Source organism: Acidovorax sp. M14 (assembly GCF_049331375.1).
Taxonomy (GTDB): Bacteria; Pseudomonadota; Gammaproteobacteria; order Burkholderiales; family Burkholderiaceae_C; genus Acidovorax.
On the sequence record NZ_CP186263.1, the window covers coordinates 352,046 to 371,282 of the forward strand.

The following is a 19,237-nucleotide window of genomic DNA, read 5'->3' on the forward strand; positions in this document are numbered from 1 at the left end:
ATAATAATTACATGCTTCGCCGCCTGTCTGTGCTTGACAGGCTGGTGTCCGACAGCGCGTGCAGGATTCGCTCCGCTACCATGCACGCTCTTCCTTGCTGCTTCTTGACGACCCTACCCCTGCGGCTGCCCTGGTGGCCTGACCCATGACCGACCACGCCCCCCACATCGTTCGCGCCGATACGCCCCAAGGGCCGTGCGCGCAGCTGCGTGGGCGCTGGGGCGCGGCCGAGCTGGGCAATGCGAAGCAGTGGCAGGCCGTGTCAGACCAGCTGCGGGGCGCACCGCCCGCACCCACCCTGGGCTGGGACCTGCGGGAGCTGCAGTGGCTGGACCATGTGGGCGCGCAGCTGCTGTGGAACCACTGGCAGCACGCCTGGCCCGCCCAGCTGGCCTGCACGGACAGCCAGCGCACCATGCTCACGCGCGTGGCCCAGTTCACCTGCGTGGCACCGCCGCCCGAGCCCTGGCGCCTGGACGAACAGATCGACCACCTGGGCGTGCTGGTGCTGCATGGCGTGGACCACGCCCGCCACCTGCTGGAGATGGTGGGCCAGCTGGTGCTGGACCTGGGCCGCCTGGTGCGTGCGCCGCGCAAGGGGCCGTGGCGCGATGTGTCCGGCCACCTGTACCGCATGGGCGCCACGGCGCTGCCCATCACGGCGCTGGTGGGCTTCCTCATCGGGGTGGTGCTGGCCTACCTGATGAGCCTGCAGCTGCGGCAGTTTGGTGCTGAGTCGTTCATCGTCAACATCCTGGGCATCTCGCTGATCCGCGAGCTGGGGCCGATGCTGGCGGCCATCCTGGTGGCGGGCCGCTCGGGCTCGTCCATCACCGCGCAGATCGGTGTGATGCGGGTGACCGAAGAGCTGGACGCCATGCGTGTCATGGGCATCCCGCACGGGTTCCGCCTCGTGATGCCGCGCACGCTGGCCTTGGCGCTGGCCATGCCGCTCATCAGCGTGTGGACCACGCTGGCGGCCCTGGCGGGCGGCATGCTGGCGGCCGACATCTCCATGGACATCTCGCCGTCGTACTTTGTGCAGGCACTGCCTGCTGCGGTGAAGATCGGCAACCTGGGCCTGGCCATGGCCAAGTCGGTGGTGTTTGGCGCGTTCATTGCGCTCATCGGCTGCCACTGGGGCCTTCGCGTCAAGCCCAACACCCAGAGCCTGGGCGAGGGCACGACGGCGTCGGTGGTGTCGTCCATCACCATGGTGATCATCGTGGACGCGCTGTTTGCGGTCGCTTTCAAGAACATTGGGATATGACTGAGCGCATCGCCAAGCCCGAACACATCGCCGTCGCGCCCGGCGAGCCGCCCATCGTGGACGTGCAAGGCCTCTGGACGCAGTTTGGCAAGGGCGATGAAACCTTTACCGTGCACCAGGACCTGAACTTCACCGTGCAGCGCGGCGAGATGCTGTCGCTGGTGGGGGGCTCGGGCACGGGCAAGACGGTGCTGCTGCGACAGATCCTGGGACTGGCCCGGCCCACGCGCGGGCAAGTCACGGTGCTGGGCCGGCCTGCGTCCGAGATGGGGCGCGAGGGCGCGGCCAGCCGGGTGGGCATGCTGTTCCAGCACGGCGCGCTGTTTTCGGCCTTCAACGTGCTCGACAACGTGGCCTTTGCGCTGCGCGAGCAGGGCACGCTGCCGCCCGAGCTGGTGCGCGACGCAGCGCTGGTCAAGCTGCAGATGGTGGGGCTGAAGCCCGAGCACGCCACGCGCATGCCGGCGGACCTGTCGGGTGGCATGGTCAAGCGCGTGGCGCTGGCCCGTGCGCTCATCATGGACCCGCCGCTGTTGCTGCTCGACGAACCCACGGCAGGCCTGGACCCGAGCAGCTCCGACGATTTTTGCGCGCTGCTGCGCGAGCTGCGCGCAGCGCTGGGGCTGACGGTCATCATGGTCACGCACGATCTGGATACGCTGTTCGCACTCAGCACCCGCGTGGCCGTGCTGGCCGATAAAAAGGTCATCGTCACCGGCCCGCCGCACGAGGTGGCGCACTTTTCGCACCCGTTCATCGAGCACTTCTTCATGGGCGAACGTGGCCAGCGGGCCATGGCGCCCGTGCCTTCTGTGCAGCAGGCTCCGGCGCAGGTCGCCACCCCGCCCGCGCCCCACAAGGAACACCCCTGATGGAAAACAAATCCCACGCCCTCGCCGCAGGCATCTTTGTGCTGGTGGTCGCCGCCATGCTGGCGGGCCTGGCCGTCTGGCTCACGCGCGACAACGCCAACTACGAGCAGTACGAACTCTCCACCCGCGATGGCGTGAGTGGCCTGCAGCCCCAGGCCGCCGTGCGCTACAAGGGCGTGGCCGTGGGCAAGGTCACGCGCATCGGCTTTGATCCGCAGGTCAACGGCAACGTGCTGATCCGCATCGCCGTCAACGAGCAGGCGCCCATCAGCCCCACCACCTTTGCCGTGCTGGGCTACCAGGGCGTCACCGGCCTGGCCCACGTGCTGCTGGACGACGCCGAGCAGCCCTACCCCGAGCTGCCCCCCGGCCCCAGCGGCCTGCCACGCCTGCCGCTCAAGCCCTCGCCGTTTGGCAAGCTGGCCGAGCAGGCGCCGGCCATTCTGGGTCAGGTCGAAGAGGCCACGCGTCGCATCAACCAGCTGCTGGGCGACGGCAACCAGCAAAAGCTCACCGAGGCGCTGTCCAACATCGGCCAGGCCGCAGGCAGCGTCAACACCCTGACCCAGCGGCTGGATGCCACCGTGTCCCAGCGCCTGGACCCGGCCCTGGCCGCGCTGCCGCCCCTGGCCAGCGACGCGCGCCAGACGCTGCAGTCGCTGCAGCAGGCGGGCGCCAGCGTGTCCGCCCTGGCGGTGGACCTGGGCAAGACCAACCAGCGGCTCAACGCCGAGGGCGGCGCCATCGACCAGATAACCGCTGGCACCCAGTCCCTGGCGCGCGCGGCGGACCAGTTCAGCACCGCGACCCTGCCCCGGGTGAACCGCGCCGCCGACGACACGGCCCGCGCCGCCCGCCAGATGGGCCGCGCGGCGGGGGGCATCAGCGATAACCCGCAGCTTTTCATCTACGGCTCGGGCCGCATCCCGCCCGGGCCGGGTGAGCCCGGTTTTGGTGGTGGCCGATGATGGGTGTCTCCGACCGCGCCGCATGGGCAGCGTGGGCCTTGTGAGGAATGAATGTGATGACTATCAAAAAAATAGCAGCCAAGGCATATACATCTAGCGCTACCGCCCTGTGGGGCTGTGGGTTGGCCGCACTGCTGGTACTCACGGGCTGCTCGGCCCTGCCGGCCGCCCCCATCCGGCCCGTGCTGTATGACTTTGGGCCCGGCCCCCTGGCCACCGTGCCCACCGACCGGCGCGCGCCCCTGGCGCCTCTGGCGCTGGCCGACATGGATGCCCCCGGTCTGCCCGAGGGCGGCAACGCCGTGCTGTACCGCCTGGCCTATGCCGACGCCCAGCAGCTGCGCCCCTACAGCCAGGCCCGCTGGAGCCAGCCGCCCGCGCAACTCCTGCAGCAGCGCCTGCGCGAACAACTGGGCCTGCGCCGCGCCGTGCTCAAGGCCGACGACGGCGCCGCCCAGGCCCGCGAACCGGCCCAGGGCAACAAGCTGCCCTTGGTGCTGCGCACCGAGCTGGAGGAGTTCAGCCACCTGTTCACCAGCCCCAGCGACAGCGCGGGCGTGGTGCGCCTGCGCGCCACGGTGGTCGAGCTGACCCCGTCGGGCGAATCCCTGCGTGGCCAGCGCGTGTTCATCGTGCAGCAGCCCGCCAAGTCGGCCGATGCGGCGGGCGGTGTGGCCGCGCTGGCAGCGGCATCAAGCCAACTGGCGGGGGAGCTGGCGGCCTGGGTGGAGCAGGTGGGGCAGTAACGCCCCAGGTCTTTGTGGACCGCCCGTGCCAACGGGCTCCGGCATTGGCCGTGGCGCCAAGCAGCGCGGCTGGCCGTCAGGAGCCGGGCGGGGAAGGGGATGGGGGCGTGGCCTCATGGCGTTCAATGCCTGTCACCACCCGCGCGTAGCGCGCAAAGCTCCAGTACGCCCAGGCCCAGTCCAGCAGCACCACCAGTCGGTTGCGAAAGCCGATCAGGAAGTACACGTGCGCAAACAGCCAGAACAGCCACGCAAAGTAGCCTGAGAACCGCACTGGCCCGGCGGGCGAGGTGAGGTCCACCACGGCAGAGTTGCGGCCGATGGTGGCCAGGTTGCCGTAGTCGCGGTAGCGAAACGGCTGCGTGGGCTGGCCCGCCAGTCGGCGAAGGATGTTGGCTGCGGTGGCGCGGCCCATCTGCTTGGCGCCGGGCGACACGCCGGGCACGGGCGTGGGCTCGTGACCGGGGGCGTGGCTCTTGGCGGCTGCCAGGTCGCCGATCACGCTGATCTCGGGGTGGCCCGGCAGCGTCAGGTCGGGCTCCACCACCACGCGGCCCGCGCGGTCGGTGCTGGCGCCGGTGGTGTCTGCCAGGTGGCGGCCCAGGGGTGATGCTGCCACGCCCGCTGCCCACACAATGCATTTGCTATCTATTTGATAGCTATTTGCGCATGATGTAGTACCGCTTGCGGGCGATTCGACCTTCAATCCATCACTGTCGATGGCGGTGACGCGCGCGCCCAGGCGCACGTCCACGCCCAGCTTCTCCAGTTGCTCCTTGGCGCGCTGGCTCAGGGTCTCGGGCATGGCCTGCAGCACGCGCGCACCGCCTTCGAGCAGGATGATCTTCGCGCTGGCGGGGTCGATGTGGCGGAACTCGCCGGGCAGCGTGTGGCGCGCAATCTCTGCCAGCGTGCCGGCCATTTCCACGCCGGTGGGGCCTGCGCCCACGACCACAAAGTTGAGCCAGTCTGCGCGGCGAGCGGGGTCGGGCTCTTTCTCGGCCGCCTCGAACGCCAGCAGCACGCGGCGGCGGATCTCGAACGCGTCGTCCAGCGTCTTGAGGCCGGGCGCATAGGCCGCCCAGTCGTCGCGGCCAAAGTAGCTGTGAGTGGCACCGGCGGCCACGATGAGGTGGTCGTACGGCAGCGTGGCGCCGTCTGCCAGGTGCACGGTGCGCTGGCCCACGTCGATGCGGGTGACCTCGCCCAGCAAAGTGGTCACGTTGCGCTGCTGGCGGAACAGATGCCGGATGGGCGCCGCAATGGCCGGGGCCGAGAGTCCGGCCGTGGCCACCTGGTAGAGCAGGGGCTGGAAGAGGTGGTGGTTGGTCTTGTCCACCAGGGTCACATCCACCGCCGCGCCCCGCAGGGCGCGGGCGGCTTCGAGGCCGCCGAACCCGCAACCGATGATGACCACGCGCGGGCGAAGCGAGGGGGCAGAGGGAGTCGTCATGCTGCCATTATTGAGGAGCCGGGTGGTGGCCCGGCCTCGTGACCGGGGCCTGACCTGCGGCCCCAGGCTGCGGGGGCTCAATGCGTTACAGGAACCCCAGGTCCACCGGGTAGTCCGGCCGACCCGCCGCTGCGCCAAAGTGCGTGATGTTGGGCAGCACACCCGCCATTTCGTTGTCGGCCACGCCGAACCATTTGGCCAGGGTGGCCGCGTACTGGTCTACCGAGGTGGACGGCAGCAGGCGGCCCTGGCCCACATGCCACTGGTCTTCGGGGGCGGCCGTGTTGGTGATGCTGACTGGCGGCGCGCTGCCGTAGAAGGCCTTGCCTTTCACCGCACCGCCGACCACCAGGTGGTGGCTGCCCCAGCCGTGGTCTGAGCCATCGCCGTTGGAGCTGAGCGTGCGGCCAAAGTCCGACGCGGTGAACGCCGTGACCTTGTCGGCCACGCCCAACTCCACCGTGGCGTTGTAGAACGCGGTCATGGCCTCGCTCACGCGCTGCATCAGCACCGGCTGTTGCGAGATCAGGTTGTCGTGCAGGTCAAAGCCGCCCAGCGACACCAGGAACACCTGGCGTTTGCTGCCCAGGCTGGTGCGCGCGCCAATCAGGCGGGCCACCATCTTGAGCTGGTTGGCCAGCGAGTTGTTGTTGGGGAAGGTGGTGGACAGCGTCACGGCCGCGAGGCCGTTGGTGATCTGGCTTTCGGCCGTCACGGCGCGGGTGGTTACGCGGTTGTATTCGTTCTCCAGCGTTTGCGTGCGCGGTTGCTGGATGAGCGACGTCAGCGCGCTTTGCACGGCCGATGAGCCGTAGACCCGGTTCTTCACCCCGTTGATGGCCACGGCCCCGTTGGTGCTGACTTGGTACTGCAGCGCCGAGTCGCCCGACAGGAACACCGCATTGCCCGTGACGGAGATGCAGGTGAACAGCGAGTTGCCATTGGACGACAGCGCCAGGTCACCGATGTTGCCGCCCCAGCCCACGGTGGAGCCCTCCGGCGATGACGACTGCCATACCGACTGTTGGTCGTTGTGCGAGAACAGCTTGGGCGGCACTGGGTAGGTGGCGCGGTCGGCACTGTTGTACTGCGCGCGGGTCAGTGGCACCACCAGCGGGCCCACGTTGAGCTGCACGGCCGCCTTGCCGCTGTTGAACAGGCCGGCCAGCCCTGTCATGGCCGGGTGCAGCGCGTACTGGCGGCCGCCCGGCAGCGGCGTGGTGGGCGTCAGCAGCGTGGGGGTGAGGGCTGCCTTGGCCAGCGCGATCCCGCCGGCCGTCTGGCCTGCGCCACCGCCCCGGACGGTGTTGTAGCGGTTGTAGCTGTCATCATCGTAGGTGACCACGGTGTTGGCGTAGTCGTTGCCGCCGTACAGGAACACGCAGACCAGCGCCTTGTAGTCGGTGGCATTGAAGGCCGCCGCCTCGCCCATGGCGGCCAGGTTGAGGGCAAAGGGCAGGGCCGTGCCCGCCAGGCCTAGCTGGGTGGAGCGGCGCAGGAACGCGCGGCGGGTGTGGAGTTCGGGTTGAAGCAGGTGCATGGCAGGGCTTACTTTTGAACGAGGTATTCGGCCGAAGCCATGACCAGGAAAACGGCTGCCGCCACGCGGTCGAGCTTGACGGAGTCGGTGCTGGCGTTGGTGACAGGCGTCGCCTTCAGTGCATCCGCAATGAGCTTGACGGTGGCGGCAGACAGCTGGCCCGCGCACATCAGCAGGTTGATACGGGCGACCAGCGCATCGGCATCGGTCACGATGGCCAGCTCGTTGGTGTAGCTGGCCTTGATGTCGTAGCCGTTGTTGGAGGTGCTGGCGTTGTTGGGCAGCTCGGGGGCGTTCACGTAGATGCCGTTGCGGATCACGCCCTGCATGTAGTTGAGGTAGCCCCCCACGCTGCTTTCGTTGACCAGCTGGAACTCGGGGGCCACGGCGCCTGCGGCGGCCAATGCGGTGGATGGCGGAATGTAGCCCGGGCGGAAGAAGTTGAACACCGAGGGCGAACGCAGCGGGCTCTGGCCCAGGCGCGAGCCGGGGTCGCTCAGGTCGCCGATCTTCCAGCTGCCCTGTGCCGAGTTGATGCCGAAGGTGCGGCCCCACTGCACAAAGCGCAGCATGGGCTCGCGCAGCTTGCCAAAGCCGGACTGGGTGAGGCCTGCGGGCGAGCGTGCCTCGTCGTCCAGCAAGATGGCCTTGACCACAGCGCGCAGGTCACCCCGCACGCCGACGCCGTTGTTGTTGAAGGCAGCCGCCACGCGCGCCACGTAGGCGGGAGACGGGTTGCTGGTGACCAGCCGCTGGATGAGCTGCTTGCCGATGAACGGACCCACGTTGGGGTGGTTGAACAAGGTGTCCAGCGCAGTCTTGAGGGCTGCGGCGCCGGGCGTGTTGGCGGGGATCGTCGTTCCGAGGAATGTCGCCGCCAGCGTGGAGTGGCGCGAGGCATTGAGTGCCATGGGCAGCCGCGCAAAGGTGGTGTTGGAGACCACCCGCGTGGTGCCTGGCACGGTGGTGGGCACGTTCTGCGTCTGGTCGTAGTCGTAGCCTGTGAACACGCGTGCCAGATTGGTCACGTCGTTCATGGTGTAGCTGTCAATGGGCTTGCCTGCGCCGTCCTTCTTGGGAGTCCCGTCGATGTTCAGTTCGACCAGCCCGATGGACATGAGCTGCATGACCTCGCGGGCATAGTTTTCGTCGGGCTGACGGCCCGTGGCGGGGTTTTCCTTCTGGTTGCCACGGGTGTTGAGGTAGTAACCCATGGCCGCGTTCAGCGTCACGTTCTCCAGCACGGAGCGGTAGTTGCCGAAAGCGTTGTTCACCAGCTGGTCCCAGTACCAGGCCATGGCGTGGCAGCGCCAGGTGATGTCCACGCCGCTGAGCGAGACCACGCAGATCTCGGACAGCGCCAGCGCCACCCGTTTGCGCAGTCCGTCCGGCGACTTCATGAGCTGGTACCAGATCATGTAGTCGGCGGGGTAGGAGTTGTCGTAGTAGGCCGTGTCGTTGCTGATGTCTGCGTAGCCGCGCTGGTTCAGCCAGTCCCAGCCGCCCTGGCTGGGGCCCGCATTGAACTGGCTCTCCAGCCAGTCTGCATAGGTAGTGGCGCGCAGGGCGGCGATTTCGGCGGTCGATGCCGAGAACTGGGCCTGCAGCAGAAAGCGGGCGGCCTCGTTGTCCGACGTGGCTGAAGGGTGTGCGTAGTTGCCCAGAGAAGGGGTGGTGGGTGCGGGTGTGCCTGGCGTGCCGGGTGCGCCCGTACCTGGGGTGCTGTCGCCCCCGCCGCCGCCACAGGCGGCCAAGGCAGTGGACGCGAACAGCGCCGTCAGCAGGGGCGCATGGGCCCGGCTGCTGGCGGCTGTTGATTCGTTGGGAAGGGGCTGGCCCTCAGGTGCCTCTGCAACCGCAGTTGTCAGAGTCTCCTCGTATGGATGTGTCATGGTGGTCGTGGTCAAAAGTCTGCCGCTGGCAGCACAGCCGTGACTAAATCACACGCCGCGCCCGCCTGGAAACACAAGTGTTACCAAGCGAAACACGCCTCTGCAATGCCTGCCACACCCAGGGTCTGAATGATGGGCCATTGCAACACTTTGTACCTTGCAGGGGCGGCGTTGGGCCTTCGCCAGAGGGCCAGAGCCACTGCATCGGCGATGTCCGTCACGCCCGTAGTCCTGTGCTGACGCGTGCTGCGTGGCGCGGACTACGGCGTCGGCGCCAGATCATTTTTACAGTGAACTCCATCGCATCACGCAAAGGTTCCACGCACTTCGAGTGGATGGCTGAAGCGAAATTCGCACAAGGAGTCACACCATGAATGAAGACACCATCAAGGGCAACTGGAAGCAGTTCAAGGGCAAGATGATCGAACAGTGGGGCAAGCTCACGAACGACGACTTCGATGTCATCGACGGCAAGCGCGAACAGTTCCTGGGCAAGCTGCAAGAGCGCCAGGGCATCGCCCGCGACGCGGCTGAAAAGCAGCTCAAGGAATGGCAAGACCGCCACCCTGACTTCCGCTTCAACGACTGATAGCGCAAACAGCGTGACCGCGCTGCGGGGCCTTCGCCCCGCCCCCCGCCAGGCCACCCCTGGCGCACCGCCCCCCAAGATTCACACCCATTGCATTCAATTTCATCGAGGAGAAAACCATGACATTCCAACGCACCCTGATCGCCGCCTGCGCCGCCGGTCTGATGGCGACCACCGCTTTTGCCATGACCCCTGCGGAACACAAGGCCGCCAAGGAAAGCATCTCGGCAGACTACAAGATGAACAAGCAAAAGTGCGATGCCCTCAAGGCCAACGCCAAGGACATCTGCGTGAAGGAAGCCAAGGGCGCGGAAGACGTGGCCAAGGCGGAACTTGAAGCCCAGTACAAGCCCAGCGCCAAGGCCAGCCAGAAGGTGGCTGAAGCCCGCGCCGATGCCGCTTACGCCGTCGCCAAGGAAAAGTGCGACGACCTGACCGGCAATGCCAAGGACGTGTGCGTGAAGGATGCCAAGGCCGAACACGTGAAGGCCAAGGAAAACGCCAAGGTGGCCGCCGCCCAGGCCAAGCCTGCAGACACGGCCGCCGAGAAGGCTGCCAACGTGGCCGAGGCCCGCAAGGATGCCACCGCCGAGAAGAACGAAGCCAACTACAAGGCCGCCAAGGAGCGCTGCGACGCCATGAGCGGCGACCTCAAGTCCAAGTGTGTGGACGACGCCAAGCGCATGTACGGCCAGAGCTGATCGGCCGGGCGTTGAGCGCCTGACCTGATACCTTGCCCTACCAGGCTGTACCAGGCCCTGCCCGCTGCGCGCGGTGCAGGGCCTGGCTGCGTATGGGGATGCCATGATCTGCATCAACACCCGGCAGGTCCGGGGCTTCTAAGCTCGCAGCTTCGTTTGATCTGCCGCCTGCCCAAGGAGTCCCATGGCCCACCTCGAATGGTCTGATGCACTGAACCTCGACCTGCCCCTGATGGATGACACCCACCGGGAGTTTGTCGATCTGCTGGCCGCCGTGGACCAGGCCAGCGACGCGGAACTGCTGCCCCGCTGGCGCACGCTGGTGGAGCACACAGAGCAGCATTTTGGCCAGGAAGACGACTGGATGGCATCCACCCGCTTTGCCTCGGGCAACTGCCACAGCATGCAGCACAAGGTGGTGCTGCAGGTGATGCGGGAAGGCACGGCCCGCGCCGAGCAGGGCGACCTGAAGGTGCTGCGCGTGATGGCCAGCGAGCTGGCGCTGTGGTTTCCGCAGCACGCGCAGAGCATGGATGCCTCGCTGGCCCTGCACCTGCGCCGCGTGGGCTTTGACCCCGCCACGGGCGTGGTGCACGCTCCCACAGCGCTGCCCGAGGCATTGATCCACGGATGCGGTGGCGCCACCTGCTCAGACTCCGGCGCGCCCGGTGCCGACGAGCCCGCTTCCCAGCGTGATGCCGCACCTGCCTTGGCAGCCTGACTCCATAGATTGACGGACTGCCCGCTGCAGCGGGCACACCGAACGCTGCACCAGAGCATCAAGTTAAGCGTTCCGCCTGACGAAGTCATGGGGCAATCGGGCTAACACCCATGCAGCTGTGCGGCTTGTATGGCATGCTGTCCCATTTCAAGGCAAATGGGGGCGGCGCGGCCGCTTCGCGTCATGGCCGACACCACCCCTTCTGACGACCCCTGCGACGACACCGACCGCCTGCAAGCCCTGCAGCGCTACGGCATTCTTGACACCCCCATGGAGCCCGCTTACGACGAGCTGGCCGACCTGGCGGGTTACATCTGCGAAGCCCCCGTGGCCCTGATCAGCCTGCTGGACAACCAGCGCCAGTGGTTCAAGGCCGCGCGCGGGTTTGCACTGCGGGAGACCCCGCTGAACGAGTCCGTGTGCCGCTACGCCATCCGGCAGTCCGGCGTCTTCATCGTGCCCGACCTGGCGCAAGACCCGCGTTTTGCGCACTACGCCATCGTCACCCAAAAGAACCCGCTGCGCTTTTATGCCGGGGCGCCCCTGGTCACGCCGGACGGTTTTGTGCTGGGCACGCTGTGCGTGCTAGACCACCGGCCGCGCGAGCTGTCTGCCAAGGTGCAGGACCTGCTCAGTGCCCTGGCGCGCCAGGTGATCCGGCTGCTGGAGCTCAAGCGCGCCAACGACCGCCAGGGCCAGATGCTGGTGGAGCTGGAGGCGGCCCGCCACCAGATGGACGTGCTGGCCCACACCGATGTGCTGACCGGCCTGGCCAACCGCCGCTCGTTCACCGACCGCCTGCGCCAGGAATGGGCGCTGCTGCAGCGGGGCCACGAGCCGGCCTGCCTGCTGATGATGGACCTGGACCACTTCAAGCGCGTGAACGACGTGTACGGCCACCATGTGGGCGACCAGGCCCTGCAGCTGTTTGCCACCCTGTGCCGCGATGTCTTCCGTGCTGCCGACGTGCTGGGGCGCTGGGGGGGCGAGGAGTTCCTGGCCCTGTTGCCCGCTACCGGACTCGACCAGGCGCAGGTGGTGGCCGAGCGTGTGCATGCGGCGCTGGCCGCCCACCCGCTGCCCGGTATCGAGCCGGCGCTGGTGCTGTCGGTCAGCATGGGGCTCACGCTGTTCGACCCGCTGCGGCCGCTGGACATCACCCTGCGCCTGCTCGACTCTGCGCTCTACACCGCCAAACGCGAGGGGCGTAGCCGCACCGTGGTGGTATAGATGCTCTGCTTTTGATAGCTGCTGGCGCATATTGCACTAGCGCTACTGGCCATTTCTATTAAAAATTGTGCCCAAGGACCTGCGCAAGGCCCCCTGGCACACCTTCAGCACTCCGGGCGGCGCGGCAACAGCAAGGCCGCTGTGCGCCACGCCAGGTCGCGCAGCGCCCGGCGCAGGGCGGGCGAATCTGCGGCGCCGGTCATAGACCCTCCGTGGGCGAGGTCCGCCTCGGGGCGGCGGGGGCAAAAGGCGGCGTCCAGCACCTGCTGCTTGGCACAGTGCAAGGCCTGCCGGTCCTGCGACCGCAGGGCCGCCATCAACTGGTCGCGGTGGCGCTGCACGCGGTCGGCTTCGGCGGCAGTCAGCGCGGTGCCCCTTGCGGGGCCGCTGCTGGCGGGCGGCGTCAGGGCCTGGGCCTGCGCCAGGTACTGGGCCCAGCGCGTGGTGTGGGTGGCGGTGGCGTTCATGCGGCCTCCGTGCGGGGCGCTGCAGGGCGCTGCACCGGTGGCATGGTGGGGCGCGGGGGCGTGCCGCCTTGCGACAGCCCGTACCAGTTCACCTTGCGCGTCAGCACCATCACCGCCGCCAGCACCAGGAAGAGTGCAATCGCCCCCACCACCAGCGCCGTCTGCTCCAGCTGCAGCAGCACGTACAGCAGGCCATACAGCAGCGCAATGCCCGCACCCAGCGGAATCCCGCGCGTGAGCCCGCCCAGCATGTGGCTGGCGTAATAGGCCAGCAGCAGCACACACGCGCTGGCCGCCACCGCGTACGAAATGCCAAACGGCAGGTGCTCCGACAGACTCACCAGCAGCAGGAAGAAGCTGCACAGCGCGCTGCCCACCAGCAGGTACTGCACCGGGTGCACGCGCAGCTTTTTCATCAGCTCGAACAGGCCCACGGCCACGAAGGTGAGGGCGATGAACAGCACGCCGTACTTGGTGGCGCGGTCCGAGAGGGAATAGGGGTTCACCGGGTCGATGAAGGCCACGCTGAAGCTGTCGGCGCAGTCGCCCGGCGTGGCCCCGCTGTGTGCATAGTCGCTGCCCTCATCTGCGCCCAGGCAGATGCGCTTGCCATTCGCAATATCGGCCTGCGCCGTGGTGGCCAGCGACGACAGGCGCCACTGGGCCGAAAAGCCGGTCTTCTTGACCTCGCGCTCCGATGGCAGAAAGCGCCCGGCAAACGACGGGTGGGGCCAGCTGCTGGTCATCAGGACCTCGGTGTTGCCGCCCAGCGGTACGATGGCCAGGCGCTCGGTGCCTACCAGCTCCAGGTCCAGCGTGGCCGTGAGGCCGTCGGCCTTGCCACGCACGGATTCGGGCAGCACCGCATGCAGGCCCCGGCTGTAGATGGGGTGGAAGGTGCCGGGCTTGAGCGCCAGCGCCTGGCTGCCCATGGTGAACTGCGCGGTGCGGATGCCGCGTGCATCGCCCACGGCCATCATCACGATGGGCGCGCCGCAGTGCATGCGCGAATTCTTCATGCTGCTCTGCGGCAGCAGGCTGGCCAGCGAACCCCATTGCGCCGTCACGTTGGCCTTGAGGTTGTAGGTGTTCACCTTGTGCAGGCCGCGTGCGCGTTCTTCCATCGCGGCGCCGGTGGTGAGCTTGAGCTGTTCGGGCATAGCGGTCAGGATGAACTCGCGGCGCTTTTCGACCATGCGGCGCTCGTCGCCCTTGCCGACTTCTTCATCCCAGCTTTCCACGCAGGCGCTGTGGATCATGGGGCCCATCAGCGTCTGCGGCCCGGCCAGGCTCTCGGCCACGCTTTGCGCGGTGATGCTGCGGTAGCGCAGCCGGTCGCGCACCACGTCTTCGATCAGGCCCAGGCCAAAGAGCAGCAACACGGTGATGGCGGTCAGCGCCGCCAGCTTGGTGAACAAGGGGTGTTTGAACAAAAGATCCTCCACAAGTGACTGTTGTGGGGGCAGTGTTGTGGCGCGCTGTGAGGGCGCTATGAAGTTTGTGAGGCCAGTGTGAAGTGGAGGCGGTGTGAAGTTAGGGCGATGAAGTGCGAAGTGGGGCACTGGCAGAATCGACCGCCTGTGTCATCCACCTGGGGAGTGCCATGCGAAAAACAGCGTCCCGCTTCATGCCCCCGGTGGCTGTCCGCCCGCCCTTGCGCTGGCCGGCGCGGTGCTTTCTGGCCGTGATGGCGGTGGCCTTCATGGCCGTGTTCTGGACGCACCCCGTGGCGGTGGGCGGCTCGCTCCTGGCGCTCGGCAGTCTGGTGGCCGTCCTGAGCCGGCGCGAGGCCTTGCGCCTGGCCCGCATGGCGCAAAGCCGGGCGGGGGAGTCGATCTGCCAGTTTGCCCGCTCCATCGACTGCCGACGGGTGGACACCTGGGTGGTGCGCGCGGTGTACGAGGAACTTCAGCGCAGCCTGTCTGCCGCAGTTGCCGTGCCTTTGAGATTGACCGACAACCTGCAGAGCGACCTGCGTCTGGACGCTGACGACCTGGATGACCTGGTCGCAGACATGGCACAGCGGGCCCGCCGCAGCCTGGCCGACACATCGGCCAACCCTTTGTTCGGCGAAGTGACCACGGTGGGCGATCTGGTCGAATTTCTCCAGGCCCAGCCCCGCCTCCCGACCTGCGCCGTCTAGGCTCTGCGGAACTCCAGCGCCACCCGCAGTCCCGGCGCCGTGTTGCGTGCCACCATCTGCCCGCCATGCAGCGCCATCACGCGCTGCACAATCGCCAGCCCCAGACCCGATCCGCTGCGCTCGCCGCCCGGCCGTGCGGTGGTGAAAAAGCGCTCGCCCAGGCGCGGCAGCGCGTAGTCGGGCACGCCGGGGCCGCTGTCCTGCACGGCCACCGTGGCGCCGTCCAGTTCCACCCGCACCGTGCTGCCGGCGGGCGCAAAGTCGATCGCGTTGTCCAGCAGGTTGGTCAGCGCCAGCGTCACCAGTTCGGCCTCCCACGGGCCGCTGGTGCCGTGCCCTTCCAGTGCCAACGTGATGCCGCGCTGCCCCGCGCGGGCGCGGGTCTGGGCAATGGCGGCCTCGGCGCAGTCATGCAGCGCCACGGGCGCGCGGCCTTCGGCGTGCTGGCGCTGTTCCAGCTTGGACAGCTCCAGCAGCCGGTCGATGATGCGCTGCAGGCGCTCGCTCTGCTGCACCACCTGGGTCGCAAATTCGGCGCGGTCGGCGGCGGGCAGCTCGTCGTGCAGCAGCTCGCCCGCGCCCCGGATGGCGGCCACGGGGCTTTTGAGTTCGTGCGTGAGCGCGCGCACATAACCCTCGATGTAGTCGCGCCCCTCCAGCCGCGCGCGCATGCGGTCCATGGCGCGGGCCAGGTCACCCAGCTCGCCGGGCACCTCGGGCACGGCCAGTGCCGTGGGAGGTGGCAGGTTCGGGTCGTGGCGCTCGCCATCGGCAGGGCCCTGCACGCTCAGCGCGTAGTCGCGCAGGCGGCGCACGTTCCACACCATCCACAGCGTCACCGCCACGCCCACAGCGGCCGACAGCGCCAGTAGCAACAGCCCGCCCATGAACACCTTGCGCTCGGCCCGGTCGATGAAGCGCTGCACCGTGCGCGTGGGCTTGGCCACGGTCAGCACGCCCGCGATCTGGCTATTCACGTAGATGGGCGCGGCCACATGCATCACGCCGCTGGTGTCGTCGTCCTCCACATCGCGGGTGGAGCGTGCGCCGTACTCGCCGCGCAGCGTGCGCGCCACATCGCGCCAGCGCGAGTAGTCGGCGCCCACGGCGCGGTTTTCCGAGTCGAACAGCACGCGACCCGTGGTGTCGGTCACGTAGATGCGGTAGTCGAGCGACTGCTTGGAAAACCCCCAGATCGCCGCGTCGATGGGGCGCGTGGCGTAGCGCCGCACATGCTGCGCAAACGGGCTGGCGCTGCTGTTGTTGGCCTCTGCCGCCAGCCGCCCGGCGGCCAGGTCCTCGCTGGCCAGCTCGGCCAGGATGTTGGCGGTGTCCACCATCATGTCTTCCATCACCTCGCGCACGCTGGGCTTGATCTCGGCCATGAACACGCGCAGCACAAAGAACGCGGCGATGCCGTTGATGAGGAAGAAGGCGAACAGCAGGCGGATGCCGAGGCGCATGGTGCGTTGCTTCAAAAACAATAGCTGCCAGCGCTTTTCAGATGGGCGCCAGCAGCCAATTGGGCTTCAGATGTCCAGGCAGTAACCCATGCCCCGGTGGGTGCTGATGTACTCGCGCGCCGGGTCCACCTCGCGCAGCTTGGCGCGCAGGGTCTTGATGTGGGTGTCCACCGTGCGGTCGGTGCTTTCGCTGTCGTCGCCCCAGGCGGCGGCCAGCAGGGCGTCGCGCGAATGGATGCGGCCCGCGCCGCGCAGCAGGTGGGACAGCAGGCGGTACTCGCGCCGGGTCAGTGACAGGGGCTGGCCACGCAGGCTGATGCGCTGACCCGTCTCGTCGTCGTGGAACAGCGCGGCGGCCGTGGCGGCGGGCGCTGCCGGGTGGCCGTTGCCATTGCCGTGGCCGTGGCCGTGGCCCGCGCGGCGCAGCAGCGCCTTCACGCGGGCGGCCAGTTCGCGCGGGCTGAAGGGTTTGGTCAGGTAGTCGTCCGCGCCCAGCTCCAGGCCCAGCACGCGGTCGATCTCTTCACCGTGGGCGCTGAGCATCAGCACGGGCAGGGCGGCGGTGGGCGGCGCATGGCGGACATCGCGCAGCAGGTCCAGACCGCTGCCGTCGGGCAGGCCCACGTCCAGCACCAGCAGGTCAAAACGGGTGCGCTGCAGCTGCTGGCGCGCGTCATGCACCAGCAGACTGTGAGTGACGGTCAGGCCATCGCGCTCCAGCGCGTAGGCCACGGTGCGGGCGATGGCGGGGTCGTCTTCGAGCAGCAGCAGGCGGGCAGACATGGGCGGTCAGCGCGCGACGAGGATGGGGAAAATCTTGCCCAGCCCGTCCGCCATCACCTCCACGGCCAGCGCGGCCAGGATCAGGCCCATGAGCCGGGTCATCACGTTGATGCCGGTCTTGCCCAGCACGCGCGCAATGGGGTCGGCCAGCGCAAAACACACGGCCGTGGCCAGCGCGATGACCACGCCGTAGCCCACCAGCGCGGCGTGCTGCCAGAAGGTCTGCGCGCGGTCGGCATAAATCACCACGGTGGACATGCTGGCCGGGCCGGTGAGCAGCGGGATGGTGAGCGGCACCACGGCAATGCTGCTGCCGGCGGCGGCCTTTTCGGCGCCTTCTTCAAACTCGTTGGTGCTGGGCTTGGCCTCGGCGGGCTGGGCGTTGAGCATGTTCATCGCGCTGATGAGCAGCAGCATGCCGCCGCCCACCTGGAAGCTCTGCAGCGAGATGTTGAAGAAGTCGAGGATCTGCAGGCCCAGCAGCGCGCAGGCCGCAATCACGCAGAACACGCTGAAGCTGGCCACCTGGATGGTGCGGCGCCGTTGCGGGTACGAGAAGCCCTGCGTGTAGTGGATGAAGAACGGCACGATGGCCAGCGGGTTCACGATGGCCAGCAGGGTGATCAGGGGTTTGAGGTCCATCAGGGCGCTCCCAAGGGCAAGTGGGCAGGGTGGTTCTTCGGGGGGGGCTCAGGTCAACGGCAGATGAGTGTGGCGCAGCCCGGGCTGTGGGCGAGTATGCGGTGTTTTCTGCGCCGTTTGGCACTCAGGCATGCTGCGCTGCAGCGTGCCTGCTACGGGGTGGGGCTGGGCCTTTTGTGCCCCTAGCGCCCGCCCGACACATCCATCAAGGTGGCTGTGGTGTAGCTCGCTGCGGGCGACATCAGCCAGACGATGGCCTCGGCCACCTCGTCGGCCGTGCCGCCGCGCTGCATGGGCACCTGGTGCGAGAGGTCGCGCACGCGGTCGGGCAGGCCGCCGCTGGCGTGGATGTCGGTCTCGATCAGGCCCGGACGCACGGCGTTCACACGGATGCCCTCGGCCGCCACCTCGCGCGCCAGGCCGATGGTGAAGGTGTCGATGGCGCCCTTGGCCGCCGCGTAGTCCACATACTGATGGGCCGAGCCCAGGCGCGAGGCGGCGCTGGACACATTGACGATGGCACCGCCGCTGCCGCCGTGGCGCGTGCTCATGCGCCACACGGCTTCGCGGGCGCAGACGATGCTGCCGATCACGTTGGTGTCGAACATGCGGCGCAGGCGCTCGGTGCTCATTTCGTCCACCCGGGCGGTCACGTCCACCACCCCGGCGTTGTTGACCAGGGCGCTGATGCGGCCCAGCTGCGTGTCCACCGCCTGGAACATGGCCAGGATGTCGTCCTCGTTCGCCACATCGGCCTGCACGGTGATGGCGGTGCCGCCGTCTGCCCGGATGGCATCGACCACGCTCTGCGCGGCGGCCTCGTTGGCGAGGTAGTTGACGGCCACGGCCCAGCCATGTTTTGCGGCCAGCCGTGCGGTGGCGGCGCCAATGCCCCGGCTGGCGCCGGTGATTAGTGCGATCTTCTCCATGGGGTGGGGTCTCCTGCAAGAATGGCGCATTGGAACAGGTTCTGCGCCCCGCTGCGCCGCGCAGCGTCCTGGCCGATATTGCGGCCCTATTGCGGCCCATTCACGCGCCATATTTACCAAAGCAAAGGAGCATTCAGCATGGGACAGTTTGTTGATCTGACATCGAGTGACGGTTTTGTGGCCCCCGCCTGGGTCGCCAAGCCCGAAGGCACCCCCCGTGGCGCCGTGGTGGTGCTGCAAGAGATTTTTGGCGTGAACTCGCACATCCGTTCAGTGGCCGACCGCTACGCCGCCAGCGGCTACCTGGCCGTGGCGCCCTCCACCTTCCACCGCGTCCAGCAGGGGGTGGAGCTGGGCTACACCGGTGACGACATGCAGGCCGGCATGGGCCTGAAGGCCGCGGTCGAGGCCCTGCCTGCCCCGGGCGTGCTGCCCGACATCCAGGCCGCCATCGACTACGCCGCGCAGCAAAGCGGCGGCAAGGTGGGCATCGTGGGCTACTGCTGGGGCGGCCTGCTGACCTGGCGCTCAGCCTGCCTGCTGCAGGGCCTGTCGGCCGCCGTGCCGTACTACGGCGGTGGCGTGACCACGCCGGAAGAAGTGGCCCGCACCCCCAAGGTGCCGGTGCTGGCCCACTTTGGCGAGCGTGACCACTGGATTCCGCTCGACAGCGTGCAGGCCTTTGGCAAGGCCCACCCGGAGGTCGAAGTGCATGTGTACGCCGCCGACCACGGCTTCAACTGCGACCAGCGCGGCAGCTACGATGAGGCCGCCGCCAACACGGCCCGCGAGCGCACCCTGGCCTTTTTTGCCAAGCACCTGGGCTGA

Annotated in this window: 19 protein-coding genes; 10 read left to right on the forward strand and 9 right to left on the reverse strand. The window is 67.9% G+C overall.

Annotated features, from left to right (window positions below):
• The first annotated feature begins 145 nt into the window (after window positions 1–145).
• Genes ACOYR4_RS01655 through ACOYR4_RS01670 form a run of 4 tightly spaced genes read left to right on the forward strand, consistent with a single transcriptional unit; the run spans window position 146 to window position 3,856 of the window.
• Complete coding sequence (locus tag ACOYR4_RS01655; RefSeq protein WP_422848434.1) at window positions 146–1,270, forward strand: MlaE family ABC transporter permease; 1,125 nt, start codon at window positions 146–148, stop codon at window positions 1,268–1,270.
• On the forward strand, window positions 1,267–2,142 hold the full coding sequence (locus ACOYR4_RS01660; RefSeq protein ID WP_060987698.1) for an ABC transporter ATP-binding protein: 876 nt from the start codon (window positions 1,267–1,269) through the stop codon (window positions 2,140–2,142). The genes ACOYR4_RS01655 and ACOYR4_RS01660 overlap by 4 nt, the downstream gene beginning before the upstream one ends.
• On the forward strand, window positions 2,142–3,110 hold the full coding sequence (locus ACOYR4_RS01665; RefSeq protein ID WP_015012160.1) for an MlaD family protein: 969 nt from the start codon (window positions 2,142–2,144) through the stop codon (window positions 3,108–3,110). The genes ACOYR4_RS01660 and ACOYR4_RS01665 overlap by 1 nt, the downstream gene beginning before the upstream one ends.
• Before the next feature lie 56 nt (window positions 3,111–3,166).
• Window positions 3,167–3,856, forward strand: coding sequence for an ABC-type transport auxiliary lipoprotein family protein (locus ACOYR4_RS01670; RefSeq protein ID WP_422848435.1), 690 nt, complete (start codon window positions 3,167–3,169; stop codon window positions 3,854–3,856).
• Between the two features lie 76 nt (window positions 3,857–3,932).
• Here ACOYR4_RS01670 and ACOYR4_RS01675 read toward each other — a convergent pair whose 3' ends face one another.
• From ACOYR4_RS01675 to ACOYR4_RS01685, 3 genes are all read right to left on the reverse strand, one after another.
• Window positions 3,933–5,309, reverse strand: a complete 1,377-nt coding sequence (locus ACOYR4_RS01675; protein ID WP_422848436.1) for an NAD(P)/FAD-dependent oxidoreductase — start codon at window positions 5,307–5,309, stop codon at window positions 3,933–3,935.
• Between the two features lie 85 nt (window positions 5,310–5,394).
• Complete coding sequence (locus ACOYR4_RS01680; RefSeq protein WP_422848437.1) at window positions 5,395–6,849, reverse strand: DUF1501 domain-containing protein; 1,455 nt, start codon at window positions 6,847–6,849, stop codon at window positions 5,395–5,397.
• A gap of 8 nt (window positions 6,850–6,857) precedes the next feature.
• Window positions 6,858–8,741: a DUF1800 domain-containing protein gene (locus ACOYR4_RS01685; protein ID WP_422848438.1), complete on the reverse strand. Its 1,884-nt coding sequence runs from the start codon at window positions 8,739–8,741 to the stop codon at window positions 6,858–6,860.
• A gap of 370 nt (window positions 8,742–9,111) precedes the next feature.
• Between ACOYR4_RS01685 and ACOYR4_RS01690 the strand changes: the two genes are divergently transcribed.
• From ACOYR4_RS01690 to ACOYR4_RS01705, 4 genes are all read left to right on the forward strand, one after another.
• Complete coding sequence (locus ACOYR4_RS01690) at window positions 9,112–9,330, forward strand: CsbD family protein (RefSeq protein WP_015012165.1); 219 nt, start codon at window positions 9,112–9,114, stop codon at window positions 9,328–9,330.
• A 119-nt stretch (window positions 9,331–9,449) separates the two neighbouring features.
• A complete protein-coding gene (locus tag ACOYR4_RS01695) occupies window positions 9,450–10,031 on the forward strand; it encodes a hypothetical protein (RefSeq protein ID WP_060985338.1) in 582 nt (193 codons plus the stop codon).
• A gap of 184 nt (window positions 10,032–10,215) precedes the next feature.
• Complete coding sequence (locus ACOYR4_RS01700) at window positions 10,216–10,752, forward strand: hemerythrin domain-containing protein (RefSeq protein WP_209816502.1); 537 nt, start codon at window positions 10,216–10,218, stop codon at window positions 10,750–10,752.
• A 183-nt stretch (window positions 10,753–10,935) separates the two neighbouring features.
• Window positions 10,936–11,982, forward strand: a complete 1,047-nt coding sequence (locus ACOYR4_RS01705; protein WP_060985336.1) for a GGDEF domain-containing protein — start codon at window positions 10,936–10,938, stop codon at window positions 11,980–11,982.
• Window positions 11,983–12,086: 104 nt separating this feature from the next.
• Here ACOYR4_RS01705 and ACOYR4_RS01710 read toward each other — a convergent pair whose 3' ends face one another.
• Complete coding sequence (locus ACOYR4_RS01710; protein WP_343736217.1) at window positions 12,087–12,449, reverse strand: hypothetical protein; 363 nt, start codon at window positions 12,447–12,449, stop codon at window positions 12,087–12,089.
• Complete coding sequence (creD, locus tag ACOYR4_RS01715; RefSeq protein WP_422848439.1) at window positions 12,446–13,882, reverse strand: cell envelope integrity protein CreD; 1,437 nt, start codon at window positions 13,880–13,882, stop codon at window positions 12,446–12,448. Before creD ends, ACOYR4_RS01710 begins: the two co-directional genes overlap by 4 nt.
• A 170-nt stretch (window positions 13,883–14,052) precedes the next feature.
• Here creD and ACOYR4_RS01720 point away from each other — a divergent pair, with 170 nt between their 5' ends.
• Window positions 14,053–14,592 carry a hypothetical protein gene (locus ACOYR4_RS01720; protein WP_422848440.1) on the forward strand — a complete coding sequence of 180 codons (540 nt, stop codon included), beginning with the start codon at window positions 14,053–14,055 and terminating at the stop codon, window positions 14,590–14,592.
• Here ACOYR4_RS01720 and creC read toward each other — a convergent pair.
• The 4 genes from creC to ACOYR4_RS01740 form a co-directional block, all read right to left on the reverse strand.
• The gene (creC, locus tag ACOYR4_RS01725) at window positions 14,589–16,055 is read right to left on the reverse strand and encodes a two-component system sensor histidine kinase CreC (RefSeq protein ID WP_422848441.1); all 1,467 of its coding nucleotides are present in this window, start codon (window positions 16,053–16,055) and stop codon (window positions 14,589–14,591) included. The genes ACOYR4_RS01720 and creC overlap by 4 nt on opposite strands.
• A 66-nt stretch (window positions 16,056–16,121) precedes the next feature.
• A complete protein-coding gene (locus ACOYR4_RS01730) occupies window positions 16,122–16,838 on the reverse strand; it encodes a winged helix-turn-helix domain-containing protein (protein ID WP_422848442.1) in 717 nt (238 codons plus the stop codon).
• Between the two features lie 6 nt (window positions 16,839–16,844).
• Complete coding sequence (locus ACOYR4_RS01735) at window positions 16,845–17,480, reverse strand: MarC family protein (protein ID WP_422848443.1); 636 nt, start codon at window positions 17,478–17,480, stop codon at window positions 16,845–16,847.
• 182 nt (window positions 17,481–17,662) lie between these two features.
• Window positions 17,663–18,409, reverse strand: coding sequence for an SDR family oxidoreductase (locus ACOYR4_RS01740; protein WP_422848444.1), 747 nt, complete (start codon window positions 18,407–18,409; stop codon window positions 17,663–17,665).
• A gap of 138 nt (window positions 18,410–18,547) precedes the next feature.
• Between ACOYR4_RS01740 and ACOYR4_RS01745 the strand changes: the two genes are divergently transcribed.
• Window positions 18,548–19,237: a dienelactone hydrolase family protein gene (locus ACOYR4_RS01745; RefSeq protein ID WP_422848445.1), complete on the forward strand. Its 690-nt coding sequence runs from the start codon at window positions 18,548–18,550 to the stop codon at window positions 19,235–19,237.

What these genes read in the sequence shown, in the direction of transcription:
- ACOYR4_RS01655 (WP_422848434.1), top strand. Translation starts at nt 146, where the DNA reads ATGACCGACCACGCCCCCCACATCGTTCGCGCCGATACGCCCCAAGGG.
- ACOYR4_RS01660 (WP_060987698.1), top strand. Translation starts at nt 1,267, where the DNA reads ATGACTGAGCGCATCGCCAAGCCCGAACACATCGCCGTCGCGCCCGGC.
- ACOYR4_RS01665 (WP_015012160.1), top strand. Translation starts at nt 2,142, where the DNA reads ATGGAAAACAAATCCCACGCCCTCGCCGCAGGCATCTTTGTGCTGGTG.
- ACOYR4_RS01670 (WP_422848435.1), top strand. Translation starts at nt 3,167, where the DNA reads ATGACTATCAAAAAAATAGCAGCCAAGGCATATACATCTAGCGCTACC.
- ACOYR4_RS01675 (WP_422848436.1), bottom strand. Translation starts at nt 5,309, where the DNA reads ATGACGACTCCCTCTGCCCCCTCGCTTCGCCCGCGCGTGGTCATCATC.
- ACOYR4_RS01680 (WP_422848437.1), bottom strand. Translation starts at nt 6,849, where the DNA reads ATGCACCTGCTTCAACCCGAACTCCACACCCGCCGCGCGTTCCTGCGC.
- ACOYR4_RS01685 (WP_422848438.1), bottom strand. Translation starts at nt 8,741, where the DNA reads ATGACACATCCATACGAGGAGACTCTGACAACTGCGGTTGCAGAGGCA.
- ACOYR4_RS01690 (WP_015012165.1), top strand. Translation starts at nt 9,112, where the DNA reads ATGAATGAAGACACCATCAAGGGCAACTGGAAGCAGTTCAAGGGCAAG.
- ACOYR4_RS01695 (WP_060985338.1), top strand. Translation starts at nt 9,450, where the DNA reads ATGACATTCCAACGCACCCTGATCGCCGCCTGCGCCGCCGGTCTGATG.
- ACOYR4_RS01700 (WP_209816502.1), top strand. Translation starts at nt 10,216, where the DNA reads ATGGCCCACCTCGAATGGTCTGATGCACTGAACCTCGACCTGCCCCTG.
- ACOYR4_RS01705 (WP_060985336.1), top strand. Translation starts at nt 10,936, where the DNA reads ATGGCCGACACCACCCCTTCTGACGACCCCTGCGACGACACCGACCGC.
- ACOYR4_RS01710 (WP_343736217.1), bottom strand. Translation starts at nt 12,449, where the DNA reads ATGAACGCCACCGCCACCCACACCACGCGCTGGGCCCAGTACCTGGCG.
- ACOYR4_RS01720 (WP_422848440.1), top strand. Translation starts at nt 14,053, where the DNA reads ATGCGAAAAACAGCGTCCCGCTTCATGCCCCCGGTGGCTGTCCGCCCG.
- creC (WP_422848441.1), bottom strand. Translation starts at nt 16,055, where the DNA reads ATGCGCCTCGGCATCCGCCTGCTGTTCGCCTTCTTCCTCATCAACGGC.
- ACOYR4_RS01730 (WP_422848442.1), bottom strand. Translation starts at nt 16,838, where the DNA reads ATGTCTGCCCGCCTGCTGCTGCTCGAAGACGACCCCGCCATCGCCCGC.
- ACOYR4_RS01735 (WP_422848443.1), bottom strand. Translation starts at nt 17,480, where the DNA reads ATGGACCTCAAACCCCTGATCACCCTGCTGGCCATCGTGAACCCGCTG.
- ACOYR4_RS01740 (WP_422848444.1), bottom strand. Translation starts at nt 18,409, where the DNA reads ATGGAGAAGATCGCACTAATCACCGGCGCCAGCCGGGGCATTGGCGCC.
- ACOYR4_RS01745 (WP_422848445.1), top strand. Translation starts at nt 18,548, where the DNA reads ATGGGACAGTTTGTTGATCTGACATCGAGTGACGGTTTTGTGGCCCCC.